This window comes from Pseudomonas sp. NFR09, from assembly GCF_900111535.1.
GTDB classification, from domain to species: Bacteria; Pseudomonadota; Gammaproteobacteria; order Pseudomonadales; family Pseudomonadaceae; genus Aquipseudomonas; species Aquipseudomonas extremorientalis.
The window spans coordinates 286451-312279 of sequence record NZ_FOIH01000008.1 but is presented as its reverse complement, the minus strand read 5'-3'; the positions used below and the strand labels follow the sequence as shown (position 1 = coordinate 312279).

Here is a 25829-nt window from a genome sequence, read left to right as displayed (position 1 = left end):
AAACCAACCCTCTAACCCTGTGGGATTTTTCATGATCAACCGTCGAACACTGCTGTCCTTGCTGGGCGTGGCCTCTCTTGCGCTCTATGGTCCGTCGGCCAGCGCCGCCGAGCCGTTGACCCTCGTCGTGGGTGACCAGTTCTTTTCCAACCGCATCGTGCTGGAGCTGTCCGGCGAGCTGGAGGACCTGCCGTACAAAGTCGACTTCAAGCGCTTCAACACCGGTTCCCCGGTAGCCTCGGCCGTGGCCAGTGGCGCGCTGGATGTGGGCATCGTCGGCGACACCCCGGTGATCAGCCTGGCCGCCAACGGCGCACCGGTAAAAGTCGTCGCCAGCACCCAGACCAGCCTTGATGGCGTGGGCATTGTGGCGCGCAAGGGCATTCACTCGGTGGCCGACCTCAAAGGCAAGACCGTCGCCATCTGGAACGGCTCGTGGAGCCAGCAACTGGCGTACAAGGCGCTGGATGAAGCGGGTGTGCCACGCAGCAGCGTCAACTTCAAATACCTGCTGCCGGCCGAGGCCAGCCTGGCATTGACCCAGGGCGACATCGACGCCTTCGGCACCTGGGAACCCTACGTGTCGTTGCAGGAAAAAGAAGGCAGCACCCTGATCCGCAACGCCAAGGGCCTGATGAGTGCGCCGACCTACATCGTGGCGTATGAGCCGGCCCTGGCGCAGAAAAGCGCGATCATCAAAGACTTCATTGCCCGCCTGACTCGCGCCCGAGCCTGGAGCAACACCCACGTCGATGAATACGCCGAAGCCTGGGCGAAGGCCAACCAGTCGGCGCCGGAAATCGCCAAGGTGTGGTTCAAGCGCGATGCAATCAAGGTGCTGCCGATCTCGCCGACGATTATCAGCGAGGCCCAGGCCACGGCGGACTTTTTGGTGGATGCACAGATGTTGAAGCAGCGGTATGACGTGGCGCCGTTGTTTGATCGGGTGCTTTAAACATTGGGGAAACAAGCGCTCATAAGGTGTGAACAAAGTGGCCGAGGCGGCTGGGGTGAACCGGGAGAGTCTTTATAAAACGTTGAAAGGCGGCTCGAAGACCCGCTACGAGACGATCCAGAAGCTGATGCTGGCCTTGGGCGTCGAGCTGACGGTACAGCCAATTGCAGGAGCGAGCGTGCTCGCGAAGAAAACCTAGGCATTGCGTTTATCCGGAGAGGACGCTTTATCGTTGGCGATCTTCGCGAGCAAGCTCGCTCCTGCAGGAAGGGGTTATCGCACCAGGCAGGGTTGCTTGTTGTTGAAGCGCCACCCCGGAATCAAGAATTGCATCGCCACGCTGTCATCCCGCGCGCCGAGGCCCATGCCTTTGTAGACTTCGTGGGCCTGGGCCACGGCGTCCAGGTCGATCTCCACACCCAGGCCTGGTTTGCTTGGGACCTTCACGTAACCACCTTCGATTTTCAGCGGCGCTTTGGTCAGGCGCTGGCCGTCCTGCCAGATCCAGTGGGTGTCGATGGCGGTGATGTCGCCCGGTGCTGCGGCGGCCACCTGGGTGAACATCGCCAGGGAAATATCGAAGTGGTTATTGGAGTGCGAGCCCCAGGTGAGGCCCCACTCATGGCACATCTGTGCAACACGCACCGAGCCCTGCAGGGTCCAGAAGTGCGGGTCGGCGAGGGGGATGTCGACCGATTGCAGCTGGATCGCGTGGCCCATCTCGCGCCAGTCGGTGGCGATCATATTGGTGGCGGTCTTAAGGCCGGTGGCACGGCGGAATTCGGCCATGACCTCACGACCTGAGTAACCGTTTTCTGCACCACAGGGGTCTTCGGCATAGGCGAGTACGTGGTGCTGGTCGCGGCACAGGCGGATGGCTTCCTTCAGTGACCAGGCGCCGTTCGGGTCGAGGGTGATGCGTGCATCCGGGAAGCGTTCGGCCAGGGCGGTGACCGCTTCGATTTCGGCGTCGCCGCTCAATACGCCGCCTTTGAGCTTGAAGTCGTTGAAGCCGTATTTGGCCTGGGCGGCTTCGGCCAGGCGTACCACGGCGTCGCTGGTCAGAGCTTTTTCGTGGCGCAGGCGGAACCAGTCGTCGTCGCTGTCGGCTTCGTTGCGGTAGGCGAGCGTGGTGGCGTTGCGGTCGCCGACATAGAACAGGTAGCCGAGCATTTTTACCGCATCGCGCTGCTGTCCTTCGCCGAGCAAGGCCGCCACCGGCACTTCGAGAAACTGGCCCAGCAAATCGAGCAGCGCCGCTTCCATGGCGGTGACGGCATGGATGGTGATGCGCAGGTCAAAGGTCTGCAGGCCGCGACCGGCGGCATCGCGTGAAGCAAAGGCGCTGCGCATCTGGTTGAGGATGCGCTGGTACTGGCCGATGGGCTGGCCGATCACCAGGCTGCGGGCGTCTTCCAGGGTTTCGCGGATGCGCTCGCCGCCGGGCACTTCGCCGACGCCGGTGTTGCCCGAACTGTCCTTGAGGATGACGATATTACGCGTGAAGTATGGCCCATGGGCGCCGCTGAGGTTGAGCAACATGCTGTCGTGGCCGGCGACGGGGATGACCTGGAAGTGCGTAACGACGGGAGTATTCATGGCAGGTTCCTGACGGGTCTCAAAGTGGTTTGCCGAGGGCGGCGGTGGGCACGCCGCTCGGTGGCTTCAATGCGGCAGAGGGGGCCGTCCTGGCAAAAAACACCAGGATCGCGGCGAACACCGAGGTGCCGGCCAGGCCATAGAGGCCACCCTGGATCGAACCGGTGGTCTGCTCCAGAAAGCCGAAGGTGGTCGGCGCGACGAAGCCGCCCAGGTTACCGATGGAGTTGATCAGCGCGATCACCGCAGCGGCAATGCGCACATCCAGGTAGCCCTGGGGGATCGGCCAGAACAGTGACGATGCCGACTTGAAGCCGATGGCCGCAAAGCAGATCGCCACAAACGCGAAGATAGGCCCGCCGGTGGTCGACATGAACATCCCCGCCGCCGCAATCAGCAGTGCTGCCGCGACCCAGGCCTGCTGGAACTTGAACTTGCCGGACAACGACGCGAAGGCATACATGGCGATGATCGAGATCAGCCACGGGATCGAATTGAAGAAACCGACCTGAACATCACTCAAGTCGCCCATCTTCTTGATGATGCTCGGCAGCCAGAACGTGGCGGCATAGATCGTCAGCTGGATGCAGAAATACAACGCGCAGAACAGCAGGATCTGGCGGTCCTTGAGCAGCTTGCCGAGGGTCGGCTTGACGCGGGTGAGGGCTTCGCGGTCGCGTTGTTCCTGGTCGATGGCATTGACCAGTGCGTCCTGTTCCTCGCGGGTCATCCATTTGGCGTCGTGGGGTTTGGAGTCGAGCCAGAACCACACAAAGAACCCCAGCGCCACTGAGGCCAGGCCTTCAATGGCAAACATCCATTGCCAGCCGTGAAAGCCAAACCCTTCGATCTGCAACAGCGCGCCGGAAAGCGGACCGGAAATCAGTGACGCGACCGCCGAGCCACTGAGGAAAATCGCAATGGCTTTACCACGCTCCACACCGGGCAACCAGCGCGTGAAGTAGTAGATCACCCCCGGGAAAAAGCCGGCTTCAGCCACGCCCAGCAAGAAGCGCAGGATGTAGAAGTGGGTTTCGTTCTGAATGAACGCCATCAGTGTGGCGACGATGCCCCAGGTGAACATGATGCGGGTCAGCCAGATACGCGCGCCGACCTTTTGCAGCAGCATATTGGAGGGCACTTCGAAGAGGGCATAGCCGATGAAGAACAACCCGGCTCCGAAGCCATACGCCGCTGCGCCGATGCCCAGGTCGTGTTCCATGTGCGTGCGCACAAAACCGATATTGACCCGGTCGATGTAGTTGAGGATGAACATGATCACGAACAGTGGGAGCACATGGCCCTTCACCTTGCTCACGGCGCGCGTGAGGACGGCATCATTTTCGGGTGTGGCAGATGCATGGCTTGAAGTGGTCACCATTCCAGACTCCCCCTGATTGTTTTTATGTGGGTTTGCATATCGAGTTGCCAGACATCATACAAGTTGTTTTATTTTTTCTGCAACATCCTTAGATTTTCTTGGTTGTAGAGCGCTTTAAAAATTGGTTGTCATACAAGTAGACGGTTTTTTGCGCATCAACCACCCCGTAGGCGCGAGGGCCAGGTGGGGATGTTAAGCTTGCGGCTGCTCAACCCTGTGGACGCGTAATATGCCCATCGATAATGGAAGCTCTGTCCGCAGACGCTCCACCAACCTGGCCCAAGGCGTGGTCGACGCGCTGACCCAGCGCATCCTGCTCGGCCAACTCAAACCCGGTGAAAAACTGCCCTCGGAATCCACCATCGTGCACGAGCACGGCGTGAGCCGAACGGTGGTGCGCGAGGCTATCTCCAAGTTGCAGGCGTCCGGCCTGGTCGAGACCCGCCACGGCATCGGCACCTTTGTGTTGGAGCAGCAGGCCCAGCAAGGCTTGCGCCTGCATGTGGACACGGTGGCCAGCGTGCGCAACATGCTGGAGTTACGCCTGGGCCTTGAAGTACAAGCCGTCGCGCTGGCGGCCGTGCGCCGCACCGACGCCCAGTTGGCCCACATGCGCCAGGCGCTGGATGACTACCAGGCTTCCCTGGCCAGTAACGACAGCTGCGTGGAGGAAGACAAACGCTTTCACCAACTGATCGCCGAGGCCACCGGCAACACCTTCTTCACCGAAATCATGCTGCACCTGGGCAATGCGATGATCCCGCGCACCCAGGTCAAGGGCGATGAGCGCGGCGGTGCCGACTTCGCCAGGCTGGGCCAGTTGGCGAACCTGGAACACGAGGCGATCTTCAACGCGATCAAACGCCAGGACCCGGACGCCGCCCGCGCCGCCATGGTGCTGCACCTGACCAACAGCCGCGATCGTTTTTCCGGGGAGCAGGGCCGTTGAACGAACATAGCTTATCCCTGCGCCTCGAGCGCGTGGCCGCTAACGTACCGGCGAGTGCGCGGCTGGCCGATATCGGCTCCGATCACGGTTATTTGCCGGTGGCGTTGCTGCGTCGCGGCCTGATCACGGCGGCAGTGGCGGGGGAGGTGGCGACCACGCCATTCCATGCGGCGCAACGTACCGTGCGCGACAACGGCCTGGAACAGCAGGTCACCGTGCGCCTGGCCGATGGGCTGGCGGCCATCGAACCCCATGACGGCATCACCGCTATCAGCGTCTGCGGCATGGGCGGCGAGACGATCCGCGACATTCTTGAAAGCGGCAAACAGCACCTGAGCGGCCAGGAGCGCCTGATCCTGCAACCCAACGGTGGCGAACAACCGCTGCGCCAGTGGCTGATGGACAACGGCTACGCGATCCTCCATGAAGAGCTGCTGCGCGAGAACCGTTTCTATTACGAGATCATCGTCGCCGAGCGCACCGGACCGGTGGCCTACACCGCCGAACAGCTGTACTTCGGCCCCCTGCAAATGCAGGCGCGCAGCCCGGTGTTCCTGGCCAAGTGGCAGCGCCTGTTGCAGCAGAAGCACAAAACCCTGGCGAGCTTCGAGCAGGCGCGGCAGGCAGTGCCGCCAGACAAGTGGCAGGAAATTTCCCAACAGGCTAGGTGGATAACCGCGCTGCTGGCTTGATCGACCCTCATTCAAACCTGATGACCAAGGAAAACCACCATGGCAGACGCCATCGACCCCACCTTCTACGACCGCGCCGACGCGCATATCGAGCTGTCGAACGCGCAGCTCCAGGCCCACGAAAACCTCGGCCAGGTCAGCGCCTCGATGATGTTTGGCACCACGCGCTTCAACGCCTGGGCGAGTGCGCGCAACTTCAAGTCCGGCGCGGAAATGGCCGATGCACGGGAGGCGATGTTGAAGTACTTCTGCGACCAGTACCGGATGATGCTTGAGGATAATCTGGATGATCACATTAATAACTTCAGCCGGTACATGACCGGACGGACGCAAGGGTAAGCGAGGCTGTCGGCGGGTGAAAATGTAGGAGGGGGCTTGGATTCGTGGCGTGGTTACAAATGTGCGCTCAATGATGGGTGCTTTTGCCCCATTTCAGGGCGCTTTGCGTGCACCATCAGGTGCCAACCCGTCTGTATCCGGCCTCTCTACCAACGGCCCACATCTTGCTAGTGCCTTCCCAATCAATGACATGGCATTTTGCCGTTAGTCATTTCAAGGCTTCGCCCGGCGGTGCACCGCCTGGGTCGTTTTTGGGGAGTGGTCGCACATGCACAGCCTTTTATCACCGGGTATCCGCCTGCTGGGGCGGTTCGGCTTTGCGCGCAAGTTCCAGATTCTATTCTTCCTGTTCATGCTGCCCCTGGCGGGCAGCCTGTGGATGATCGGCTCGGACTATCGCGACAAACTGACCGTGATTTCCAGCGAGCAATCCGGCGTTCGCCAACTGCTGGCCCTGGATGGGCTGGACGGCCAGTTGACGGCGCAGCGCAACCTGGCCGCACGCTGGAAAGCCGCCGATATCCTGCACGCCCCGACCCCGGCGGCGAAGGCGGCGATGGACAAGGTCGATGCGAACTTCCCGCTGATCCTGCAAAGCCTGCAAGCCCTGGGGGATTCACTCAAGGCCCGGAATGCCGGCGCCGACGTGCTGGCCCGCTTCGACGCGTTGCAGGCCACGGTCAAGGGCATGGACTCCCAGTCCCTGCGTACCGTGGGCTGGTGGCCGGACGGTTACGACCGTTTCACCTCGGCCCTGACCGCCATGCAAACCCTGCGCGAACAGATCACCCTGGACGCCGGCCTGATTCTCGACCCGTGGCTGGAAACCTACCTGTTGATGCAGATTTCCACCCAGTACACACCGGACCTGATCGAGCGCATCGGGCGCATGGCCAGTGTTGGCCAGTCGTCCATCGCCTCGGGGCAATTCACCTTGCAAAGCCGTTTGCAGATGCGTGACCTGCGCGGCCGTATCGGCGATGCGCGGGACCAATTGGTCAAGGCGGCGGCCTCGCTCAAGGCCAAGCAATATGCCGGCCTGGAACCCTGGACCACCCAGTACGACACCAGCCTGCAACGCCTGGACAACGAACTCAAAGTGCTCGACGACGGCGTGTTCGGCGGCACCATCAAGCTTGACACCGCGGCCTTCGAAACCAGTGTCGACGGCATGCTCGACAGCCTGGGCGCGCTGCGTAACCAGTCCCTCGACTCGCTGGATGCGCGCCTGGGTCACTACCGTGACCGTTCGTTGCAGAAATTTGTCCCCGTCGCGGCCATATTCAGCCTGCTGGCCCTGGCCGCGTTGTACCTGTTCATGTGCCTGCAAGCCTCGATCCGCCGCAGCGCCAGCGGCATCACCACCCTGGCCGAGTCCCTGCGCGACGGCAACCTGTGCGTGGAGGTGGCGGTGGAAGGGCGCGACGAACTCGCGGCCATCAGCACCGCGCTGAACGTGGCGGTGGTGCAACTGCGCACCAGCCTGCTGGGGGTCAATCACGAGACGCAGCAACTCGGCTCGGCGGTGCTCACCCTCAATTCGCAATCGGGCAGCACCCTTACCGAAGTCGAAGACCAGCAACACCAAATCAGCCAGATTGCCGCCGCCGCGACCCAGCTGGCCGCCACTTCCCTGGGCGTCGCCAAAAGCTGCGAGCACGCCTCGGGCAGTGCCCAGCAGACCCGGCGTATTGCCGAAGACAGCAGCCGTGACAGCCAGCGCACCACGGCCAGCATCCAGCAACTCAACCAACGCCTGACTGATACCGCCGATGCCCTGGAGCAAGTCAGCCAGCAGGGCCAGCAGATTCAGTCGGTGGTCGACACCATTCGCGGCATCGCCGAACAGACCAACCTGCTGGCCCTCAACGCCGCCATCGAAGCCGCGCGCGCCGGCGAGCAGGGCCGTGGTTTTGCGGTGGTGGCCGATGAAGTGCGCAGTTTGTCGCAGCGCACCCAGGCCTCCACCGCACAGATCGCCGGTACCGTGGACAGCCTGCGCGCCACGGTCAGCCAGGCGGTCACCCTGATGGGCGCCGCGTGTGAACAAGCGCTGGCGGATGCGGAGTCCGTCACCGGGCTGGGCACCCGTCTGGGCGAGATCGCCGGGGCGGTGCAGCAGGTGACCGACACCCTGGCGCAGATCGCCACCGCCGTCGAGGAACAAGCGGCGACGGCGGATGAAGTGAGCGGCAACATCCAGCAAGTGGACCAGGCCGCCGGACGCTTGCTCGACGGTGCGCGGGCAGTGAACCGCGCAGCCGATACCCTGAGCAAAGGCAGCCAGGCGTTGAGCGATAACACGGCGCGGTTCCGCCTTGGCTGAGCAATGGGATGAACCTTCGGCGGATATGGGGCTCACTTGTCAGGTAGCCCTGTGTTCTTGCCGAAAGGAATCCGCATGCCCGCCACGACCCTCCCGCACGGCCCCGTGATTCGCGAACTGAGCCTGCGCGCCGTCATCACCGGCACCGTGCTCGGCATTCTGCTCACGCCTTCCAATGTGTACGCCGGGTTGAAGATCGGCTGGTCGTTCAACATGTCGATCATTGCCTTGCTGATCGGCTATGCCATCTTCCAGGGATTGGCCAAGCGTGCCGCCGAACCACTGCCGTGGACCTTGCACGAAAGCAATATCAACCAGACCGTCGCATCGGCCGCCGCGTCGATCATTTCCGGCGGGTTAGTGGCGCCGATCCCGGCCTATACCTTGCTCACGGGCAACCAGTTGGACGCTGTGCCGATGATCGCTTGGGTGTTCTCGGTCAGTTTCCTGGGCATTTGGATCGCCTGGTATCTACGGCCCTCCCTGCTGAATGACCACGCGTTGAAATTCCCCGAAGGCATGGCCACCCTGGAAACCCTGTTGCACATTTACAACCACGGTCGCGAAGCCGCGACGCGTTTGAAGGTGCTGCTCAGCGCCGCGCTGCTCTCCGGTTTGGTCAAGTGGGTCGATACCTTTATGTGGGCGTTCCCGCGCTGGTCGCCCAGCGCGCACTTGGAGCGCCTGACGTTCACTGCCGACCCTTCGCTGTTGCTGGTGGGCTTTGGCGGCATCATCGGCATTCGCGTGGGCCTGACCCTGCTGCTTGGCGCCCTGCTCGCCTGGGGCGGGCTGGGCCCCTGGTTGTTGGCGCAACACCTGGTGACATTGCCTGCGGACAGCAGCGGCCCACAGTTCGCCGCGCTGGTGGAGTGGTTGCTGTGGCCGGGTGTGAGCCTGATGGTGTGTTCCACCCTGGCCTCGTTGACGATACGTTTGTGGGGTTTGTACCGATCGACCCAGTCCAGCGGCGGCTCGACGTGGACCCTGCCCAAGCCCGGGCCCGCCGCTGGGTTCGCGCTGTCGATCGGGCTGGTGGTGAGCCTGCAGGCGCTGCTGTTCGGCATCGACCTGGGGATGGCGTTGCTCACCATTCCGCTGGCGATCTGCCTGGCTGCCGTCGCCGCGCGCGTGGTGGGAGCCACCGGCATCCCGCCCATCGGTGCCATCGGCCAACTGTCCCAATTGAGCTTTGGCATCGTTGCGCCGGGGCAGGTGCCGATCAACCTGATGAGCGCCAATACCGCTGGCGGTTCAGCCGGGCAATGCACGGACCTGATGAACGATTTCAAGGTGGGCAAGGCCATTGGCGCCACACCGCACAAACAAGTGATCGCGCAGATCCTGGGGATTTTCATCGGCAGTATCGTCGGTGTATTCGCCTACCTGGCACTGATCCCCGACCCGCAATCCATGTTGCTCACCGAAGAGTGGCCGGCACCGGCGGTCGCCACCTGGAAAGCCGTGGCGCAAACCCTCACCCATGGGCTCGACTCGCTATCGACCAGCATCCGCTGGGCGATTGCCATCGGCGGCTTGGTTGGCGTGCTGCTCGGCGTGCTGGACAGTACCTTGCCTGCCCATCGCGCCCGCTTCCTCCCTAGTGCCGCGGCATTGGGCCTGGCCTTCGTGCTGCCGGCTTCGGTTTCGCTGATGATGGCCCTGGGCGCCATACTGACCTGGCTGGTGAGCTGCCGCTGGTCGAGCCTCACCGAGCGTTTTGCGATTACCGCCGCTGCCGGCTTGATCGCGGGGGAGAGCATCACTGGCGTCGGTGCTTCATTGTGGTCGATGGTGAGGTGACGCATGGCTCGGCAAACGCCGAGCCTGCCGTCCCGGCTTCAGGCGATCTTCACATTCATGGTGATCTTCGCCGTAAACACCTTCACCCCGCCCTCATCGAAAATATCCACCGGCACGATCTTGTCGCCAGCCGTTGACCAGTCAATGCCACTGCCATCCGCCACCGCGCGGATGTTCGACTTGGCCTTCGCCAGGTACTCCACGGTCATGCCCTTGGGAATCCATCTGGCGCCTTGGGCAATCGACACATCCGTCATCGTCCCACCGGCCAATTCCGCCGCGTTGCACAACGCAATGGCATGCACCGAGGCCAGGTGGTTGGTGATTTCCTTGCGAAACGGCACGTTGACCACCGCGTGGCCTGGGCGCAGTTCGGCGATTTCAGGGTTGATGGTGCTGAAGTAGGGCGCCACCTGGCAGGCCATCTGGCTGAAGGCGGCTGGGCCTACGCTGTTGAACATGCTGAGAAACTGACTCATGGATTTCCTCCTGATAGGTTTACAGAATAATATTCTGTGACAGAACAATATTCTGTAAATTGCAAGGGTGTCAAGCCATGCCTTCTCTAGCGGCTGCTGTACCTTTAGACTCCGCACATTTGGCGAGCGACTTCATGCACGCACCTGATCTGATCGAGCGCACCTTCCCGGGCCGGCGCAGCGACCTCAAGCGCAGCATCCTGCGCGAGGCCCTGGCCTGCTTTAACGAAGTGGGTATTGAAGCCACGAACATCGAAACCATCCGCGCGCGGTGCGACACCAGCGTGGGCGCCATCTACCACCATTTCGGCAGCAAGGAAGGCATCGTCGCCGCGCTGTTTTTTGCCGCGCTGGAGGACCAGGCCGCCCTGCGTGAGCACTACCTGACGCAGGCGCAAACCGCCCAGGCAGGTGTGCAAGCGTTGGTGTGCAGCTATGTGGAGTGGGTGGACGCGCAACCCGACTGGGCGCGCTTTGTGTTCCAGAGCCGTTTCGCCGTGGCCAACGGCCCGTTCAAGGATGAATTGCTCACCCGCAACAAACAGCGCAATCGGCAATTGACCGAGTGGATGAGCGAGGAGGGTCGCGCTGAAGCGTTCAGCCACATTCCCGCCGAGCTTTTGTTATCGCTGATCATTGGCGCGGCAGAAAACTACGCCCGGGCGTGGTTGTCCGGGCGGGTCAAGAACAGTCCGAACCACCACGCGCAATTGCTGGCGCAGGCGGCGTGGGCCTCGATCAGCCAAACGCCTTTGCAATCGACAGACATTTAATTGTCGGCACTCCCGGACGCTGGCGTAGTCTGTTTCCAAGACATCCTTTCGCTGCGCGGAGTACTCAATGATCATCGTCCACCACCTCAACAACTCACGTTCGCAACGCATCCTGTGGCTGCTCGAAGAACTCGGCCTGCCTTACGAGATCAAGCGCTACCAGCGTGACCCAAAGACCAACCTGGCGCCGCCGGAACTCAAGGCCATCCATCCGCTGGGCAAATCCCCGGTGATCGAAGACGGTGGCCAGGTGTTGATCGAGTCCGCCGCGATCATCGACTACCTTATCCGCCATCACGGCCAGGGCCGCCTGCAACCGGACCCAACCAGCGCCGCCTATGACACCTACGTGCAGTGGCTGCACTTCGCCGAAGGCTCGGCTATGTTGCCGCTGATGCTCAACCTCTATGTTGGCCGCCTGGGTGAAGCCGGCGCGCCGTTGCATCCGCGTATCGAATCGGAAGTGGCCAACTATTTGGGTTACCTGAACGACGTGCTGGCCGATAAAGCGTACCTGCTGGGCGACGAGCTGAGCGGTGCGGATATCCAGATGAGCTTTATCGGCGAAATCGCCAAGGCCCAGGGCAAGTTGCAGGCTTACCCGCACCTGGCGGCGTGGGTAGAAAAATTCCAGGCCCGACCTGCCTATCGCAAGGCGGTGGAGCAGGGTGGGGAATATGCGTTTGCTAAGTGACTAACGCTGTTGCAACGCGACCTTCAGCCCCAGCCCCATAAACAGCGTGCCGATGATTTTTCCTTCCCAGCGCCGCAGTTTGGACAGCCCCTTGATGCCTCGGCTCAAGGGGCGGATGGCGAGGGCGAGCAGGCTGGTGTACACCGCGCTGAGCACCGAGAAAATCAAACCCAGCACCGCGAACTGCACCAGCGATGAGCCGGCTTCCGGGTGCACGAATTGCGGCAGGAATGCCAGGAAGAAAATCGCGGTTTTCGGGTTGAGCAACTCGGCACCGACCGCCTGGAAAAACGCCTGGCGCGGCGTGACTGTAGGCAACGTCAGCCCTTTTTGTGTGCCGGTCTTGGCCGTGAACGCACGGATGCCCAGGTAGATCAGGTAAGCCGCGCCGGCCCATTTCACCGCGTTGAACGCGGTGGCCGAGGTCATCAGGATCGCCGATAACCCCAGCGCCGCGCCCAGTGTATGCAGCAGGTCGCCGCACGCCACCCCCAGGCCGGTGGCGACCCCGACCTTGCGGCCGCCCTGCACGGTGCGGGTGATCACCAGCAACACCGACGGGCCGGGGATCAGGAACAGGCCGATCACGACGGCGATATAGGTGATGAGGGCTGCGAGTTCAAACATGATGGGCACTCTCGGAACGGGGCTCGACCGCCAGTTATCCCCAACTCAACGTCGTTTACAACTGTTAACGGATTCAACGGCGCAATCGCTATAGGCTTTGCGTGGTCCATACAGGAGCCCTCGACCATGAACCTGCGAGCCGCCGTCGCCACGTTGTTTACCTTTGCCCTTTTGCTGCCGTCACCGGCCGAAGCCTCGGCGCCTATCACCCGTGTCGCCATCTACCGTGGCCCGGCAGGCTGCGATGACTGTTCGGAAAACGTGGCAAAGGCCTTGCAGCGCATCAACCCCAACTACCGTATCGACTTCGTGGGCGCCGACGAGCCTATCGACATCACGCCGCAAACCCTGGCGCGCTACGACCTCTACGTGCAACCCGGCGGCGGCCAGGACATCCCCGGCGCCCTGCGCAGCATCGGCGATGCGCGCAGCGAAGCGATCCGCGATTACGTGGCCAACGGCGGGCGCTACCTGGGCTTGTGCATGGGTGCCTACCTGGCGGATGACAACAACCTCGGCCTGATCCCGGTGGACCTCGACGGCGAGGCCGGCCGCCCCAGCTTCGAAGTGCCCGACAGCGCCGACGCCGCCGTGCAGGTCACTTGGGAGGGCAAGCCTGATCAGGTGTTCTTCCAGGACGGCCCGTACTTCCCCAAGGTCGCGCCCTACACGGCCATCGCCACCTACCGCAACGGCGACATCGCGGCGGCGCGGTATACCTTCGAGAAGGGCGTGGTGATCCTGAGCGGCCCCCATCCCGAAGCCAGTGCGCAGTGGTTCGAGAACGCCGACATCCCGTTGAGCAAAATGCCCCGGGGCGACCTGTTTGGTTCGCTCATACGGCACTTCTAACCGTCTCTCCATTCCTTGTGGTGAGCGGGCTCATTGTGGTGGACAAGCCCGTTCACCACACGTTGAGTACGACTGCGACTAAAACACAATGGGCGATCATCCGGCGCGTCGGTGTGTTCTTGCGTGGCGTGGAGCGCCTAATCAGCGCACCACATCCAGCGTCTGGATTTCATTCACATAGTGGGTCTGGCTCGACGTCGACTCCAGCGTCAGGGCCACCCCCAGGTCCTCGATAAACGCGCGCGACGACGTGTAACCGTCCTGCTCGCAGGCCAGCCGGATGGCATCGCCTGTCAACGATGCAAACACCTGGCGCGCCGGGAAGCGCTCGCCGACCTTGCAGGTCAAGGTGGTCTCGGTTGGTTTGTCGGTGGGCTTGACCGGCACATTGGCCATCTTCAGGTGGGCACTCAGGGTCTGGCCCGGTGCCCAACTGGTCGGCAGTTTTACTTCGGCCTCGCGGGTCTGCAGCACCTGGCCTTCGCCTACGCCGTTCATTTTCGATTTCAGCTGGATCAGGTCCGCCAACATCAGTCGGTCCACATTGAAGGCGCTGCCGTAGGCCTCATTCTTGACCAGCAAACCGCCCTCGGCCTTGAACCGGATGGTGATCGGCGCGTCCTTGCCCGCGGCATTCCTCGACAGGTAGGTGTAGCTCAACGTCTTGAACCTGGGCTGCAACAACGGCGCATCGAGGCCCTGTAGCACAGTGGGCGGCACCGGCACATCGGCGAGATTGGTGTCGGCCACTGTACGCGGGTAATCGACCGGCGCAATGTCCGGCCGCAGCAGCGCGACCAGGCCGGGAGTCACACCGCCCTGCACCGAACAGCTCACACGGGAGTGCGTGCCCTCCGGCTCCACGATCAGCACCCGCTCCACATGGCGCAGCCCTGGCGCCTTGCCCGGCATCGGCTTGATCGCTTGCCAGCTGTTGCCCACCTTCAGCTCGCTGCGCGTGTATTGCCCTTCGCCTTTTTGCAGCGCAGCGGGTTGGTCCAGCAGTGCGGAAAAGCGCTGCGCGACCTCATCAATGTTGCCGTCCACCGTGAAACCCCAGAAGTAATACAGGCCCAACGGGCCGAGATCGCTGACCTCATCGTTGTAGGACAGCAACTTCAAACCGGCGATGGCCGGCGCGCTCACCGGCACGGCGGTCGCCTTGGGGTCGGTGCGATCACGTACCGCGATCCAGCTGAAGTCCTTCTCTTGCTTGAGCGGCGCGTAGGCCTGCCAGGCGTCGCGGTGGGTGTTCAGGCTGCTGAAAAAACTCGCGTCGCAGCGGGTGAAGGCCTTGAGGGTGTCGATCAGGGCGGCGTCGTCGGCGTGGGCCATCGAAGGCGACAGCAGGGCAGACGCGAGCAGGGCAGCGGAAAGCGGCAACTTCATGGGGCGGGATTTCCTTTTCAGCGGGCGGAGAGCAGGGCGAGGCATTATCCAGCAGTTGGGCGCCAGGCTCTAGTTGGCTGAGCGGGTCAGGCGCAAACGCCAATTGCCGCCGTGCTGGGTTTGGCAGGCTTCTTCGGAGTCAAGTTGAACGCAGCGCGGCAACGGCACGGGTGGGATGTCGGCGTCGTGCAAGGCCGCGGCTGTGAGTTCGCGGATGCGTGCGTCCAACCCGGTCGCCACCGCGTTGTCTTTATTGGCGCGGGTGTCGAAGACCCAGGTGATGCGCAGGCTTTGAGGGAAGTCGGCGTAGTTGACCGTGTGGGTCAGCCATTCAAACCCCGGGATTTCAGCCTTCGCCGTTTCGCAGGCGTCAGTCAGTGCAGCGACCAGTTGGCGTTCGATACCAACGGTTTCACGTTTGGACAGGGCCATGTATAGCTCCGAATGCAGATCAATTGTAGGAGCTGTCGAGCTTCAGCGAGGCTGCTATGGGATCACCTCGGTGTCCAGATAGCGCGACGCGCCAGGGCTACGCCTGAGCTCTAAGCGCACTGATGATAAACCCATGCAGGCTGCTGACCGCCTCGGACCCGCGCGAAGCCCGGCTACGTAGAATCGACACCTCCATCGGTTCGATAGCGCCCAGGCCGTGTTCGCTGCTCAAGACCTGCAACGATGGATTCACGGTGCACTGAGTAATCGCCGCTATCGCCAGCCCCCCTTCCACGGCGGCGAGCTGGCCGGCCAGGCTGGAGCTGTTGTACACCACCTTGAACTGGCGGCCCTGTTGCGCCAGTGAATTCACCGCATACCGGCGCGCCAGGCTTTCGCTTTCGTAGACGGCGATAGGCACCGGGTCGCGGCGCCACAGCTCGAATTGCGCGGAGCCGACCCACACCATCGGCTCCTTGAACAGAAACGTCCCTGTGTGCGGCGAGTCCCTGGACACCAGCGCAAGATCAAGGTCGCCGCTGCGCAAACGCGGGATCAGGGCGGTCGACTGTTCACAGGTCAGCTCGATGTCGACCCCCGCATAACGCGGCGCAAAACGTTTGAGCAGCGGCGTGAGGTACTTGGCTGCGTAGTCCTCGGCCACCCCCAGGCGGATGCGCCCGGTCAACGCCTCGCCGTGAAACGCTGCCTGGGTCTCGGCGTGCAGGGCAAGCATGCGACGGGCATAGCCCAGCAGTGTCTGGCCGTCATCGGTCAGTTGCAGGTGCCGCGGGCCACGGTTGAGCAAGGGCCGGCCCAGGGCAGCCTCGAGTTTTTTCATCTGCATGCTGACGGCGGACTGCGAACGGTTCACCTCATGGGCCGCCCCCGACAGCGAACCGGCATCCACCACGGCGACGAAGCACTTGAGCCAATCGATCTGCAAATCGCTGGAAGACACGGCGGTTACCTCTATTCGTTAATCGAATGGCTGCGACGTGAATTATGCGCTTTTCACGGTCGTTGTTCATTTGCAAGATAGCAGTCAAAACCACCCATTGCGGACTTGATCATGCCCTTCGAGACCTGGTTGCTCTACCTGATCACCTGCTGCGGGATATCCGTGGTGCCAGGCCCGAATGCGTTGCTGGCGCTGACCCATGGCGCGCTGCACGGCAGTCGCAGAACCCTGTTCACCATCAGCGGCGGCGTGCTCGGTTTTGCCTTGGTACTTGCGCTGTGCGCGCTGGGCCTGGGCGCGCTGATCCAGGCCTCGGCCAGCGCGTTCACGGCTTTGAAGATTGCCGGCGGGCTCTACCTGATCTGGCTGGGCTACGGACTGTGGCGCGCCGCCCCCGTCAGCCTGGAAACAGCGGCCACTTCCAGCCTGCGACGCTGGTCGCTGTTCCGCCAAGGGTTGGTCTCGGCCCTCTCCAACCCCAAGGCGTTGCTGCTGTTTACCGCGTTTATCCCACCCTTCCTCGACCCCCACAGAAACATCATCACGCAGACCGCCATCATCGCGCTGACCTACGCCGTGGTGGAGTTCGTGGTCGAATACCTGGTGGCCAGCGCCGCGCACCGGGTGCGGCCATGGTTGGCTCGCACCGGGCGGCGGTTCAATAAAGTCTGTGGTGGGTTCTTTGTGTTGTTCGGGGTGGCGTTGCCGTTGCATAGCTGAGGGCGAGACGTGGCTCAGAAGTTATCGCCCCAATTGCACAACTTGCTCTCACCCAACGGCACCCGAGTGCCCTCAATCTTGCCGACCAACATGCGCTTGAGCGTCACCCCGCACTTATAGCGACCCGCTGCATCCAGTTCATAGTCCATCCCCGCCTCAGGCACGAAAGTGAACATGTTGTAGCAACGATTACCGATGTAGTGAAACGCGATGGGCTGCCCGGCCGGCACCCGCAGTTCGCTCATCACCGTGCCATCCGAATACCGCTCCACGGGCGCCATGCCCAGGCTCTCGCCGTTGCGGTCTGCATAGCCCTCTCGGTTGGCGACCATCACCCCCGCGCCGGGCAGGCGGAAGTTGATGCAGTTGGAATTGGGCACAGCGCGCACCATGCCATCGCTCATCACACGCAGGCGCACGGTTTCAGCGCTGGTGGGCGTGGCGTAGGGCGTGGAGAACGAGCGCACATCCGTCAACGCGCCGCAGCCGGTGAGGGCGGCGAGGAGGGGGAGGCAGATGAGTGGCTTGAACGGGCGCGGGGAGTTGAGCATGGTGTCGATTCCATTCGTAAGGGGGTCGATAAGCGGGGTCAGGCAACCGAAGCACTTAGCCGTTGCCACTCACTCCAGCAGTCTTCGGCGACGATATCTGGATAACCTCGCTCGGTTTCCATCGCCAGCGCGGTGCTGAACGGCAGCGCGATACAGGTGGCTGCATCGCGGATTTCACACACTTCGGCTTCGGTCAGCGGCGTGCCTTTTTTCGCCTCGGCGGCGGTGAATACAGCCACAAGGGCGGGGACAAAAACCAGGCATAGCGGATCGGTGGACATCGAGTGCTTCCCTGTGTGAGCGGCGCAAAAGGCGCCAGTGTAAACGTGGGTCGGGTGCTTGGGGGAGGGCGTATTCAATATCTCGCCCGCGCTGTCGATAACCTCTGCTGATGTGATCAACAGGAACGCCGTGCGCAGGAAGCCAGATGATGATTTTTGATGTCAATCGCTATGCCCAGATCTACTACCAGAATATCCAGCCCTCACCGGGTAACGACTACCCCCGACTCAAGGCGTGGGAGTTTCTCTATGAATACATCTGGGACGAATCCCGCCCTCGCTGGGCTGACCTCATCAGCGAAGAACAGATCGACACCACCGCCCTGCATATCGGCTTCTACCTGGCGAACTGGGGGATGTTCCGTGGCTCCTCGGGCCTGCTGCAGAACAGCAACCTGGACCTGATGAAAGCCTTGGCCAAGCGCCTTTTTACCGGCCAGGGCCCGGAGTTGTTTGAACTGTCCCTGGATAATTTCGCACCCGGCGCACCGGACCTGGCATACAACCAAGCCTTGTTGGACAGCGTATTGGCCTCCATGGAGACCTTGGCCACCAACGTCTCCTGGACCGACACCCTCAAGACCAAAATCCTGATGGGGGTCTGGGGAGAGTGCCCGGCGCTGGACCGTTTCTACATTGCCGCCTGCCGCGATCTGTTCCCACGTCGCGCGTTCATCACCATCGCCAGCGGGAAGGGGCTGACGGCGTTGGCGGGCGTGGTGGAGCAACTGAATCCTTCACCCCTGCCGTTGAAAACGGGGCGTCTGGAACTACCGTATCCTACGGCGCGGGTGATGGATATGGCGTTGTTTCAGTATGGGCTTGGGTTGTAAACCTTGTGTGGAAAACGCAGAAATAGGGGGCAGACCATCATTATTGAAAACGTGGTCTGACCCCCACGGAGAATGCGGTGGAGGTGTTGGGGTGAGGGAGGGGGAAGTTTTCTGCTGCGGAGGAGGGAGCGGAGGACTGTGGGCTATCGGCCAAAAGTGGTCAGTCGGCCGATGAAATTTGGCTTGTACCAACCCACGATGTTGTATGTAATTCCACGCCAATTCAGTGCATAAAGCGGTTCGCAGGAATGGACACCAGCTCCCTCACATTTCAACAGTTGTTTCGTCCGGGAAGCGCCTCAAATGGCTGCACCGTGGCCGAACGACTCTCCATCGATTTTCAGATAAACGAACGTTCGTTGCTCAATGCTCTCGTTATGGCAGCTGGTGATCATTCCGATTTCATGGGCTGTTTCGTCAAGGGCTTCCCGGAGCAAAACAAACAATCTAGTTCTCGTCTGCTATTACGCGAGCCAGCTGAAACAGAGAGCGGTCGGATACTCCTTTACATCTGCCCCGAGTGCGGCGACATCGGGTGTGGCGCCTACGCAGTATCTGTTTGCCAAAACGATGACTGTTTCACATGGGATTCCTTTGCTTATGAGAACGGCTATGAAGAGCCTCAAATTATAGATGGCGTTGGCCCCTTCACATTTGAAAAGCATGCCTATGAGGCAGCTATCAACGATGCGGCTGCGTTCTAGAGGTAATTCAACCTGCATTGCTTAAGCGGGCCGATTGTGTCCGTCGACCGCCGCTTTTGGTCGATTTCGGTCAGTTATGATAGGCAGAAGTCGGCCAGAAGCTGCCTTTCAGTTGCGTCGACTGCTACTCTCTGCGGTCTCTGGACTCAGTGCTGCTTATAACGTGAGACTTTATGAATAACCAACTCGCCATTTTGATCAGCGCCTACCAAGCAAGTGTTGGCACCGCTGCGGATATGATGCATCGGTCCGGTATTCCGCGGCCCTTGACCAATATGGATTGGGTGGGCACTGACATTCCTCAGCGCGGAGAGTTAGAAGGCGGAGTTCGTTACTTCAAGCACGGCTATGGCTGCGCGGTTAGTCTCCCCACAGGTACAGTAGGCTTTGACTTTGGGGCTCATGGTGAGATCGGTGGCTTCGACGCGTGGCGACTTGCTAGTTTCGCAGGTGACAAGTTGTCGGAATACGGTTTTGCTGATGAGGACGCACTCACAGAGTGCTTCGAAGCGGAAGTTGCTGCTGGCTCTCTAGTGTATTCCGGGTACATTCTCTACTACGTAGCGGACGACACCTCACAATTTCTGTCGAAATAGTCCGTTCTATCCGTGCATTAAGTTCTCACTACAGAGCGCCTGCCTGGATCTGCCATTTTCGGTCACCTACCAGCGCCAGGTTTGGCCGATTAACCCCGTTCCGACAGGCAAAAATCGACCCATAGCGGATGGTCGAGGAGATTACGAAGCTTAATGGAGCGCGAGCTGAGGAAATTGGGGTCAGACCACCATTATTGAAAACGTGGTCTGACCCCAATTCTCCTCAATTCTCCCCACCACCAAACCCCTCGGCCAAGGCACCGGCCTGGGCCTGTCCACCTACAAGCCGCATAGAATTTCGCGTCTCATCTGGAGAGCAATTGCTGCGAAGTATGACCGGTGGAACCTAACAAAACCGGCGCGCCCGAGGGCGCCCTGCGCACAGCCACCATCAAGCACAGGCTGGGACGCCTGATAGATGAAGCTCATGCACTTGTTAGGTTAAATCGTGGGCTACTAAACCCGATCACCGAGAAATTCAGCGACCGCGCCACCTTAGTTTCGACCACCCCAGCGCACAAGCCGGCGGATTCTGACCCACGCGTAGGCAATTGGGCAAGCCACTGCCCAGCTTTGGGAATTGTCCTAGGACACCGCCCTCACACCGTCACCACGATTTTCCCCACCTGCTGGTTCGCCTCCAAAAACCGATGCGCGTCCTGCACCTCGTCCAACGCAAACGTCTTCGCAATCACCGGCGCCAACGCGCCCGACGCCAGCCCGTCCAGAATGAACGCCCTGGCCCGCGCCAACGCCGCCGGGTTGGCGACGATCTCGGCGTACAGATACCCCTTGAGCGTCAAGCATTTGCCTAACACGGTAAACAACGGAAACGGCGTCGGCTCCGAGCTCAGCGCGCCGTACTCCAGCAAGATGCCGCCTCGGGCCATGCTCTGGGTGAGGGCTTCGAAGCCCGGCCCGCCGATGGGGTCGAACACCACGCGGGCGCCTTGGTCGTGGGTGAGTTGCATCACGCGTTCCACCAGGTTTTCTTCGTCGCTGACGATGACGTGTGTTGCGCCGGCATCCAGCAGCGCCTGTTTTTTTGCACGGGTGCGGGTTACGCCGATGGCGGTGGCGCCGACGCTGCGGGCGATCTGGAAGGCGGCGAGGGCGACGCTGCTGGAGGCGGCGGTGACCAGCACGGTGTCGCCCTGGGTCAGTTTGGCCTGTTCCACCAGGGCGCCCCAGGCGGTGACGTATTGCATCCAGCACGCGGCGGCTTGCACAAAGCTGATGGTTTGCGGGTGTTTGACGGCGAGGTGGGCGGGCACGTTGGCGACTTCGCCATAGGTGCCCCAGCGGGCGATGTCCAGCGGTGGGATGACGCTGACGGCGTCGCCCACCTGCAGGTCGGTGACATCGGCACCGACCGCTATCACCACACCGGCCGCTTCGTAGCCCAGGCGACTGGGGAATTCGGCTTCCTGCAGGTAGGCGTGGTTGCGGAACATCACTTCGGCGCGGTTGAGGCCGAAGGCTTTGACGTCGATTTGGACCTCATCGGCGGCGGGGGCGGGGACGTCGACGTCTTCGAGTTTCAAGACGCTGGCGTCGCCGTAGGCGTGAATCCGGACGATGCGTGCCATGGGGGCTGACCTCGGGGTTGATCGATAAGGCGTTCAATGTAGGCCGCAGGCGGGTGGAGATAAAGCACAAACGCCTGCCCGTGCCTCAAGCCTTGGCCAACCTGCGCGCCTCAATCCGCTCAAACAGCCACATCCCCAGCGCCATCGCCAGCACGAACACCCCCACCTGCCATTGCCCGGTCAGCAACAACGCCACCGCAGGGCCGGGGCACAGCCCGGCGATCCCCCAGCCAACACCAAACACCACACTGCCGAGCACCAGCCGCCGGTCGAGGGTGCGCCTGGTCGGCATCTGTATCGGCGCGCCCAGCAACGCGGTGCGGCGCTGCCTGGCGACGTAGAAGAACACGCTGCTGACGGCGAGCGCGCCGAGCATGACCAGCGCCAGGGACGGGTCCCATTCGCCGGCCAGGTCGAGAAACCCGAGCACCTTGGCCGGGTTGGTCATGCCGCTGAGGTACAGCCCCAGGCCGAAGAGCAGGCCGGCGATCAAGGCGGTCAGTTTGCGCACGCTCAGGCTCCCATCAGATGGCGGATGATGTAGACAGTGGCAAACCCGCTGTCCATGAAGCACGCCACCGCCACCAGCGAGCGCAGCGACAGGCGTGACAGCCCGCAGATCCCGTGCCCACTGGTGCAGCCGGCGCCGTAGCGGGTGCCGAGGCCCACCAGCAGCCCCGCCAGCACCAGCGCGGCGCCACCGGCCTGGATCGACGCGCCGGGCAAGGTGCCGAACAGTGCCCACAGCCAGGGCGAGGCGAGCAGGCCTAGCAGGAACAGGGCTTTTTCGGCGTGGCCTTCAGCGTGTTTGGCCAGCAGGCTGCCGAGCAGGCCGCTGATACCGGCGATGCGCCCGTTGAGCAGGATGAACAGGCCGGCGCTGAGGCCGATCAGTGCGCCGCCGAGCAGGGAGGCCCAGGGGTGAAGTCGGGGGAGAGCGTCATGGTGCTGGGCCTGCGGGGCGGGTGGGGGATCCAGCTTAGCGCTATCACGGTGATGTGGGGCAGTGTCATGAAAAAGGCCGCCCGGTGAGCGCGATATGCGCAAAAGCCGCGCCTTTCTGTGCCAGCCGGTCTACCATGCCACCCCGGCAGTGGTTCCACGCGCTACCGAATTCTCTCTTTTAAGGTATCGCCCATGTCCATCGACCAGATCAGCCTGCCCAAGGGCGTCGGCCCCCACGCCACCAAGCTGTTCGACGCCATCACCGGCGCCGCCACCCCTGAGGAACTCAACCGCGCCGGCGGCAAGGCCGAGGGTTTTGTGCTGGGCCTTGAGTCCACCAAGGCCATCAAGAGCCAGGTCGCCGAGTCGTTGTATGTGGTTTACGACGACGCGGCGGCGCATCGGGCTAGTGAGTTGAAGGGCTGAGATCAGAAGCCCTGGCTGACGCTGATCCCGCGTGAGATCGAAAAGCGCGGGTCGATCAACTGCAACCCTGGTTCACCCTTCACCCGGCCGACGGTCACGTGGTAGGTCTTTGGCGCTTCGGAGAGGTTTTCCGGGTGGCGCGTGAGTTTCTCAATCGCCGGGTTTTTCGCCCACGGGGCGACGGGCTTCTGGCGGATGTCCACGGTCACCTGCCAGGATTTTTCCACGGCCGGTCCCATCTGGTCAGTGTTGACCTCGGTGCTCTGGACCCTGGCGATCTCATAGCCTTGGGCGTAGCAGAACCCGGAGGCCTGGGGCACGTGGGCGGCTTTACCTGGTTCGGTGAGGGTGTAGGTCTGGTCGCTCTTGGCCAACAGGCCTGCATCGACCAGCGCATCGAAGGCCGGTGCGTTGCCCTTGGACACGCTGCGGGTGAAGCTGTCGCCCAGGGTTACGGGGAAGTCTTTGAACATCGGCGCGCTGATGCAGGAAGCCCCTTCCAGGCGGGGTTGCAGGGCGGCTTGAATGTCGGTGTCGGAAGGGCTCTCGCTGCAGGCGGTTAGCAACAGGCTGCTGGTGGCAACGAGGGCCATGGTGGTGATTCGCATCGTTTTATCCTTGACGATTGGGGCAGGTTTTTAGCCCGCGGCAAAGTGTATAGAAATCCTGCTGTCACGAAACCCTCCAAACCGTGGTGTAACCTCTGCCGTTCGAGCGCGTCACGGATAACGGAGAGCCCATGACATTGACTGTCGAAACCTTGCTCAACCTGGCCATGGCCAACCCCATCAACGCCGAAATCACCGCGCGCCTGCCCGACCTGGGTGTGGACCAGTGCTTTCTCACGGCGGGCTGCCTGTTCCAGGCGGTGTGGAATCATCAGTCGAATTTGCCGGCGGCCCATGGCGTAAAGGACTACGACGTTTTCTACTTCGATACCGACCTGTCCTACGAGGCTGAAGACGCAGTGATCCGTGCGGCCGAGCGGTTGTTCCAGGACCTGGGCGTCAACGTCGAGGTGAAGAACCAGGCGCGGGTGCATCTTTGGTACGGCGAGCGCTTTGGCCGGCCTTACCCGCAGTTGCACACGGCCAGGCAGGGGATTGACCGTTACCTGGTGGCGGGCACGTGCATCGGCCTGGAGATTGCCACGGGCGAGGTGTATGCGCCTTATGGGTTGGAGGATGTGGAACAGGGCGTGTTGCGCATCAACCCACGGCATCCCGAGCGTGAGTTGTTTATGCAGAAGGCCCGCAGTTATCAGGCGCGCTGGCCTTGGCTGAACATCGTAATGCCCTGAATCGCAGTGAACTTTTACCCGCTTGCTACGCGTCAAAGTTGAAATACCCAGCCAAGGACCGCCCATGACCTTCTTCATCTTCCTGCTCGCCTGCGCTGCCGCTGCCAGTACCGGCATTATCTTCAAGCCGGGAGCCTGGTACGACTCCCTGGTCAAACCCAGCTTCACCCCACCCAACTGGTTGTTCCCGGTGGCTTGGACGATTATCTACCTGTTGCTGGCCTGGGCCGGTTACCGCCTCAGCCTTATCCCGGGCAGCCAAATGGTGCTGGCCTTGTGGGCCGCGCAGATCGCCTTGAACACCTTGTGGACGCCGGTGTTCTTCGGCGCCCATCGGCTTCTGGCCGGGATGGTGATTCTCGCGGTGCTGTGGCTGACCGTGGCGACCATGGTGGTACTGGCGGTGCAACTGGATTTGATCACCGGCTTGATTCTGTTCCCCTACCTGGCGTGGCTGTGCGTGGCAGCGGCGCTGAACTTTTCGATCCTGCGGAATAACCGCTGATGGCCTACACACCTTGGCCCGCCAGTGGCCCGGAACTGGCCGAGATGCGCCGCTTCAACCAGAAGCTGGCCTGGATGCCGCGCTTCAAGATCCGTAATCGCGTCACACCGCGCCTGATCCAGGCGCTGTTGCGCACCAGCCAAATGCTTAAGAAAGCGCCAGCTGCTGAATGCAAACTGGTCGACTCCGTACCCGTGCGCATCCTGCGGCCGAGCGGCAAGCCCAAGGGCGTGGTGCTGGATATCCACGGTGGCGGTTGGGTGATCGGCAATGCGCAGATGGATGACGACCTCAACCTTGGCATGGTCAACGCCTGCGAGGTGGCGGTGGTGTCGGTGGATTATCGGCTGGCGGTCGACACGCCGGTGCAAGGGCTGATGGACGACTGCCTGGCGGCGGCGCGTTGGTTGCTCACGGCCGATGAATTTGTCGGTCTGCCGGTGTTCGTGGTCGGCGAATCGGCCGGCGGGCATTTGGCGGCGGCGACGTTGCTGGCGTTGAAGCAATGGCCGCAACTGCTCCAGCGCGTGCGCGGGGCGGTGTTGTATTACGGCGTGTACGACCTGACCGGCACCCCGAGCGTGCGCGCGGCGGGGCCGGACACCTTGTTGCTGGACGGCCCGGGCATGGTCGAGGCGCTGCGCATGCTGACCCCGGGGTTGAGTGATGATGAGCGTCGGCAGCCGCCGTTGTCACCGTTGTATGGCGACTTCGAGGGCCTGCCGCCGGCGTTGATGTTTGTGGGGGAATTGGACCCGTTGAAGGATGACACGCTGTTGATCGCGGAGCGGTGGCCGGGGGCTGAGGTGTATCTGTTGCCGGAGGCGGCGCATGGGTTTATTCATTTTCCGGTGGTGATGGGGGGGAGCGTGCTTGCTTATAGCCGCCAGTGGATCAGTGCCCGACTGGGGAGATGATCATTCAAACCGCCATGCCGACTGTAACTTGTAGTGAGCGGGCTTGCCCCGCGCCAGGGGCGCAACGATACCCCTGACACACCGAGTCGCCTGGGTTTGGGGCGGCTTCGCCACCCAGCGCGGGGCAAGCCCGCTCACTACAGTGATGGTGGCTGAAGCAGGGCCAGCAGTCGCAAGGCGTTAGTTCGGGCGTGGCCGCAGGATCCGCCGC

At 62.0% G+C, this 25829-nt stretch carries 30 protein-coding genes and 1 pseudogene; 18 read left to right on the top strand and 13 right to left on the bottom strand.

The window, feature by feature from the left end:
- Positions 1-31: 31 nt before the first annotated feature.
- Together BMX59_RS19620 and BMX59_RS19615 are read left to right on the top strand one after the other, a co-directional pair.
- A complete protein-coding gene (locus tag BMX59_RS19620) occupies positions 32-955 on the top strand; it encodes an ABC transporter substrate-binding protein (RefSeq protein WP_093124818.1) in 924 nt (307 codons plus the stop codon).
- Between the two features lie 25 nt (positions 956-980).
- Positions 981-1154 (top strand): annotated as a pseudogene (locus BMX59_RS19615) (DNA-binding protein); the annotation flags it as partial.
- Between the two features lie 74 nt (positions 1155-1228).
- Here BMX59_RS19615 and gudD read toward each other — a convergent pair.
- Together gudD and BMX59_RS19605 are read right to left on the bottom strand one after the other, a co-directional pair.
- The gene (gudD, locus tag BMX59_RS19610) at positions 1229-2554 is read right to left on the bottom strand and encodes a glucarate dehydratase (protein WP_093124813.1); all 1326 of its coding nucleotides are present in this window, start codon (positions 2552-2554) and stop codon (positions 1229-1231) included.
- Between the two features lie 19 nt (positions 2555-2573).
- The gene (locus BMX59_RS19605; RefSeq protein WP_093124973.1) at positions 2574-3932 is read right to left on the bottom strand and encodes an MFS transporter; all 1359 of its coding nucleotides are present in this window, start codon (positions 3930-3932) and stop codon (positions 2574-2576) included.
- Between the two features lie 232 nt (positions 3933-4164).
- On the opposite strand from BMX59_RS19605, the gene BMX59_RS19600 reads away from it, so the two are divergent.
- The 5 genes from BMX59_RS19600 to BMX59_RS19580 all read left to right on the top strand — a co-directional run bounded on the left by BMX59_RS19600 (position 4165) and on the right by BMX59_RS19580 (position 10044).
- Positions 4165-4884 carry a FadR/GntR family transcriptional regulator gene (locus BMX59_RS19600; RefSeq protein ID WP_071490160.1) on the top strand — a complete coding sequence of 240 codons (720 nt, stop codon included), beginning with the start codon at positions 4165-4167 and terminating at the stop codon, positions 4882-4884.
- A complete protein-coding gene (locus BMX59_RS19595) occupies positions 4881-5576 on the top strand; it encodes a tRNA (adenine(22)-N(1))-methyltransferase (RefSeq protein WP_093124808.1) in 696 nt (231 codons plus the stop codon). Before BMX59_RS19600 ends, BMX59_RS19595 begins: the two co-directional genes overlap by 4 nt.
- Before the next feature lie 39 nt (positions 5577-5615).
- On the top strand, positions 5616-5915 hold the full coding sequence (locus BMX59_RS19590) for a DUF3144 domain-containing protein (protein WP_093124803.1): 300 nt from the start codon (positions 5616-5618) through the stop codon (positions 5913-5915).
- Positions 5916-6183: 268 nt separating this feature from the next.
- Positions 6184-8241 carry a methyl-accepting chemotaxis protein gene (locus tag BMX59_RS19585; protein ID WP_093124797.1) on the top strand — a complete coding sequence of 686 codons (2058 nt, stop codon included), beginning with the start codon at positions 6184-6186 and terminating at the stop codon, positions 8239-8241.
- A 75-nt stretch (positions 8242-8316) separates the two neighbouring features.
- Positions 8317-10044, top strand: coding sequence for an OPT family oligopeptide transporter (locus BMX59_RS19580; protein WP_093124793.1), 1728 nt, complete (start codon positions 8317-8319; stop codon positions 10042-10044).
- A gap of 38 nt (positions 10045-10082) precedes the next feature.
- Here BMX59_RS19580 and BMX59_RS19575 read toward each other — a convergent pair whose 3' ends face one another.
- Positions 10083-10523 (bottom strand): hotdog fold domain-containing protein, encoded by a 441-nt coding sequence (locus tag BMX59_RS19575; protein WP_071490155.1) that lies wholly within the window; start codon positions 10521-10523, stop codon positions 10083-10085.
- Between the two features lie 134 nt (positions 10524-10657).
- Between BMX59_RS19575 and BMX59_RS19570 the strand changes: the two genes are divergently transcribed.
- The gene (locus tag BMX59_RS19570) at positions 10658-11296 is read left to right on the top strand and encodes a TetR/AcrR family transcriptional regulator (protein ID WP_093124789.1); all 639 of its coding nucleotides are present in this window, start codon (positions 10658-10660) and stop codon (positions 11294-11296) included.
- A 67-nt stretch (positions 11297-11363) separates the two neighbouring features.
- Positions 11364-11990, top strand: a complete 627-nt coding sequence (locus BMX59_RS19565; RefSeq protein WP_092250701.1) for a glutathione S-transferase family protein — start codon at positions 11364-11366, stop codon at positions 11988-11990.
- Here BMX59_RS19565 and BMX59_RS19560 read toward each other — a convergent pair whose 3' ends face one another.
- A complete protein-coding gene (locus BMX59_RS19560) occupies positions 11991-12617 on the bottom strand; it encodes a LysE family translocator (protein ID WP_092250704.1) in 627 nt (208 codons plus the stop codon).
- Positions 12618-12743: 126 nt separating this feature from the next.
- On the opposite strand from BMX59_RS19560, the gene BMX59_RS19555 reads away from it, so the two are divergent.
- Positions 12744-13469 carry a BPL-N domain-containing protein gene (locus BMX59_RS19555; protein ID WP_093124784.1) on the top strand — a complete coding sequence of 242 codons (726 nt, stop codon included), beginning with the start codon at positions 12744-12746 and terminating at the stop codon, positions 13467-13469.
- A 141-nt stretch (positions 13470-13610) separates the two neighbouring features.
- Here BMX59_RS19555 and BMX59_RS19550 read toward each other — a convergent pair whose 3' ends face one another.
- From BMX59_RS19550 to BMX59_RS19540, 3 genes are all read right to left on the bottom strand, one after another.
- Positions 13611-14858: a hypothetical protein gene (locus BMX59_RS19550; protein ID WP_093124779.1), complete on the bottom strand. Its 1248-nt coding sequence runs from the start codon at positions 14856-14858 to the stop codon at positions 13611-13613.
- A 69-nt stretch (positions 14859-14927) separates the two neighbouring features.
- On the bottom strand, positions 14928-15290 hold the full coding sequence (locus BMX59_RS19545) for a hypothetical protein (RefSeq protein WP_092250713.1): 363 nt from the start codon (positions 15288-15290) through the stop codon (positions 14928-14930).
- 97 nt (positions 15291-15387) lie between these two features.
- The gene (locus BMX59_RS19540; protein WP_092250716.1) at positions 15388-16251 is read right to left on the bottom strand and encodes a LysR family transcriptional regulator; all 864 of its coding nucleotides are present in this window, start codon (positions 16249-16251) and stop codon (positions 15388-15390) included.
- A 111-nt stretch (positions 16252-16362) separates the two neighbouring features.
- Here BMX59_RS19540 and BMX59_RS19535 point away from each other — a divergent pair, with 111 nt between their 5' ends.
- Entirely contained in the window at positions 16363-16971 is a 609-nt protein-coding gene (locus BMX59_RS19535; RefSeq protein WP_093124773.1) for a LysE family translocator, read from the top strand.
- Positions 16972-16985: 14 nt separating this feature from the next.
- On the opposite strand, the gene BMX59_RS19530 is transcribed toward BMX59_RS19535, so the two are convergent.
- Together BMX59_RS19530 and BMX59_RS19525 are read right to left on the bottom strand one after the other, a co-directional pair.
- On the bottom strand, positions 16986-17522 hold the full coding sequence (locus BMX59_RS19530) for a hypothetical protein (protein ID WP_256572982.1): 537 nt from the start codon (positions 17520-17522) through the stop codon (positions 16986-16988).
- A gap of 38 nt (positions 17523-17560) precedes the next feature.
- A complete protein-coding gene (locus BMX59_RS19525) occupies positions 17561-17803 on the bottom strand; it encodes a hypothetical protein (protein WP_093124968.1) in 243 nt (80 codons plus the stop codon).
- 149 nt (positions 17804-17952) lie between these two features.
- Between BMX59_RS19525 and BMX59_RS19520 the strand changes: the two genes are divergently transcribed.
- From BMX59_RS19520 to BMX59_RS19510, 3 genes are all read left to right on the top strand, one after another.
- Complete coding sequence (locus BMX59_RS19520; protein WP_172963358.1) at positions 17953-18636, top strand: hypothetical protein; 684 nt, start codon at positions 17953-17955, stop codon at positions 18634-18636.
- 248 nt (positions 18637-18884) lie between these two features.
- Positions 18885-19340 (top strand): hypothetical protein, encoded by a 456-nt coding sequence (locus BMX59_RS19515; RefSeq protein WP_093124762.1) that lies wholly within the window; start codon positions 18885-18887, stop codon positions 19338-19340.
- A 173-nt stretch (positions 19341-19513) separates the two neighbouring features.
- Complete coding sequence (locus tag BMX59_RS19510) at positions 19514-19936, top strand: DUF6896 domain-containing protein (protein WP_093124758.1); 423 nt, start codon at positions 19514-19516, stop codon at positions 19934-19936.
- A gap of 599 nt (positions 19937-20535) precedes the next feature.
- Here the strand turns inward: BMX59_RS19510 and BMX59_RS19505 are convergent.
- From BMX59_RS19505 to BMX59_RS19495, 3 genes are all read right to left on the bottom strand, one after another.
- Positions 20536-21525, bottom strand: a complete 990-nt coding sequence (locus BMX59_RS19505) for a zinc-dependent alcohol dehydrogenase family protein (RefSeq protein ID WP_093124754.1) — start codon at positions 21523-21525, stop codon at positions 20536-20538.
- An 85-nt stretch (positions 21526-21610) separates the two neighbouring features.
- On the bottom strand, positions 21611-22036 hold the full coding sequence (locus BMX59_RS19500; RefSeq protein ID WP_093124750.1) for a DUF6691 family protein: 426 nt from the start codon (positions 22034-22036) through the stop codon (positions 21611-21613).
- A gap of 2 nt (positions 22037-22038) precedes the next feature.
- On the bottom strand, positions 22039-22572 hold the full coding sequence (locus BMX59_RS19495; RefSeq protein ID WP_371914382.1) for a YeeE/YedE family protein: 534 nt from the start codon (positions 22570-22572) through the stop codon (positions 22039-22041).
- Positions 22573-22662: 90 nt separating this feature from the next.
- Between BMX59_RS19495 and BMX59_RS19490 the strand changes: the two genes are divergently transcribed.
- Complete coding sequence (locus BMX59_RS19490) at positions 22663-22896, top strand: hypothetical protein (RefSeq protein ID WP_058425621.1); 234 nt, start codon at positions 22663-22665, stop codon at positions 22894-22896.
- A gap of 2 nt (positions 22897-22898) precedes the next feature.
- Here the strand turns inward: BMX59_RS19490 and BMX59_RS19485 are convergent, their stop codons facing one another.
- Complete coding sequence (locus tag BMX59_RS19485; RefSeq protein WP_093124745.1) at positions 22899-23504, bottom strand: hypothetical protein; 606 nt, start codon at positions 23502-23504, stop codon at positions 22899-22901.
- A 131-nt stretch (positions 23505-23635) separates the two neighbouring features.
- On the opposite strand from BMX59_RS19485, the gene BMX59_RS19480 reads away from it, so the two are divergent.
- The 3 genes from BMX59_RS19480 to BMX59_RS19470 all read left to right on the top strand — a co-directional run bounded on the left by BMX59_RS19480 (position 23636) and on the right by BMX59_RS19470 (position 25618).
- Complete coding sequence (locus tag BMX59_RS19480; protein WP_093124742.1) at positions 23636-24196, top strand: nucleotidyltransferase family protein; 561 nt, start codon at positions 23636-23638, stop codon at positions 24194-24196.
- 64 nt (positions 24197-24260) lie between these two features.
- Positions 24261-24701, top strand: a complete 441-nt coding sequence (locus BMX59_RS19475; protein WP_093124739.1) for a tryptophan-rich sensory protein TspO — start codon at positions 24261-24263, stop codon at positions 24699-24701.
- Complete coding sequence (locus BMX59_RS19470) at positions 24701-25618, top strand: alpha/beta hydrolase (RefSeq protein WP_093124735.1); 918 nt, start codon at positions 24701-24703, stop codon at positions 25616-25618. The genes BMX59_RS19475 and BMX59_RS19470 overlap by 1 nt, the downstream gene beginning before the upstream one ends.
- Positions 25619-25829: the final 211 nt, after the last annotated feature.

Bases quoted from the DNA above. Each gene is read 5' to 3' on its own strand.
- BMX59_RS19570 (WP_093124789.1), top strand. From the start codon at position 10,658: ATGCACGCACCTGATCTGATCGAGCGCACCTTCCCGGGCCGGCGCAGC.
- BMX59_RS19550 (WP_093124779.1), bottom strand. From the start codon at position 14,858: ATGAAGTTGCCGCTTTCCGCTGCCCTGCTCGCGTCTGCCCTGCTGTCG.
- BMX59_RS19490 (WP_058425621.1), top strand. From the start codon at position 22,663: ATGTCCATCGACCAGATCAGCCTGCCCAAGGGCGTCGGCCCCCACGCC.
- gudD (WP_093124813.1), bottom strand. From the start codon at position 2,554: ATGAATACTCCCGTCGTTACGCACTTCCAGGTCATCCCCGTCGCCGGC.
- BMX59_RS19510 (WP_093124758.1), top strand. From the start codon at position 19,514: ATGAATAACCAACTCGCCATTTTGATCAGCGCCTACCAAGCAAGTGTT.
- BMX59_RS19520 (WP_172963358.1), top strand. From the start codon at position 17,953: ATGATTTTTGATGTCAATCGCTATGCCCAGATCTACTACCAGAATATC.
- BMX59_RS19505 (WP_093124754.1), bottom strand. From the start codon at position 21,525: ATGGCACGCATCGTCCGGATTCACGCCTACGGCGACGCCAGCGTCTTG.
- BMX59_RS19560 (WP_092250704.1), bottom strand. From the start codon at position 12,617: ATGTTTGAACTCGCAGCCCTCATCACCTATATCGCCGTCGTGATCGGC.
- BMX59_RS19515 (WP_093124762.1), top strand. From the start codon at position 18,885: ATGGACACCAGCTCCCTCACATTTCAACAGTTGTTTCGTCCGGGAAGC.
- BMX59_RS19470 (WP_093124735.1), top strand. From the start codon at position 24,701: ATGGCCTACACACCTTGGCCCGCCAGTGGCCCGGAACTGGCCGAGATG.
- BMX59_RS19555 (WP_093124784.1), top strand. From the start codon at position 12,744: ATGAACCTGCGAGCCGCCGTCGCCACGTTGTTTACCTTTGCCCTTTTG.
- BMX59_RS19580 (WP_093124793.1), top strand. From the start codon at position 8,317: ATGCCCGCCACGACCCTCCCGCACGGCCCCGTGATTCGCGAACTGAGC.
- BMX59_RS19590 (WP_093124803.1), top strand. From the start codon at position 5,616: ATGGCAGACGCCATCGACCCCACCTTCTACGACCGCGCCGACGCGCAT.
- BMX59_RS19535 (WP_093124773.1), top strand. From the start codon at position 16,363: ATGCCCTTCGAGACCTGGTTGCTCTACCTGATCACCTGCTGCGGGATA.
- BMX59_RS19530 (WP_256572982.1), bottom strand. From the start codon at position 17,522: ATGCTCAACTCCCCGCGCCCGTTCAAGCCACTCATCTGCCTCCCCCTC.
- BMX59_RS19620 (WP_093124818.1), top strand. From the start codon at position 32: ATGATCAACCGTCGAACACTGCTGTCCTTGCTGGGCGTGGCCTCTCTT.
- BMX59_RS19585 (WP_093124797.1), top strand. From the start codon at position 6,184: ATGCACAGCCTTTTATCACCGGGTATCCGCCTGCTGGGGCGGTTCGGC.
- BMX59_RS19545 (WP_092250713.1), bottom strand. From the start codon at position 15,290: ATGGCCCTGTCCAAACGTGAAACCGTTGGTATCGAACGCCAACTGGTC.
- BMX59_RS19600 (WP_071490160.1), top strand. From the start codon at position 4,165: ATGCCCATCGATAATGGAAGCTCTGTCCGCAGACGCTCCACCAACCTG.
- BMX59_RS19475 (WP_093124739.1), top strand. From the start codon at position 24,261: ATGACCTTCTTCATCTTCCTGCTCGCCTGCGCTGCCGCTGCCAGTACC.
- BMX59_RS19525 (WP_093124968.1), bottom strand. From the start codon at position 17,803: ATGTCCACCGATCCGCTATGCCTGGTTTTTGTCCCCGCCCTTGTGGCT.
- BMX59_RS19485 (WP_093124745.1), bottom strand. From the start codon at position 23,504: ATGCGAATCACCACCATGGCCCTCGTTGCCACCAGCAGCCTGTTGCTA.
- BMX59_RS19565 (WP_092250701.1), top strand. From the start codon at position 11,364: ATGATCATCGTCCACCACCTCAACAACTCACGTTCGCAACGCATCCTG.
- BMX59_RS19575 (WP_071490155.1), bottom strand. From the start codon at position 10,523: ATGAGTCAGTTTCTCAGCATGTTCAACAGCGTAGGCCCAGCCGCCTTC.
- BMX59_RS19480 (WP_093124742.1), top strand. From the start codon at position 23,636: ATGACATTGACTGTCGAAACCTTGCTCAACCTGGCCATGGCCAACCCC.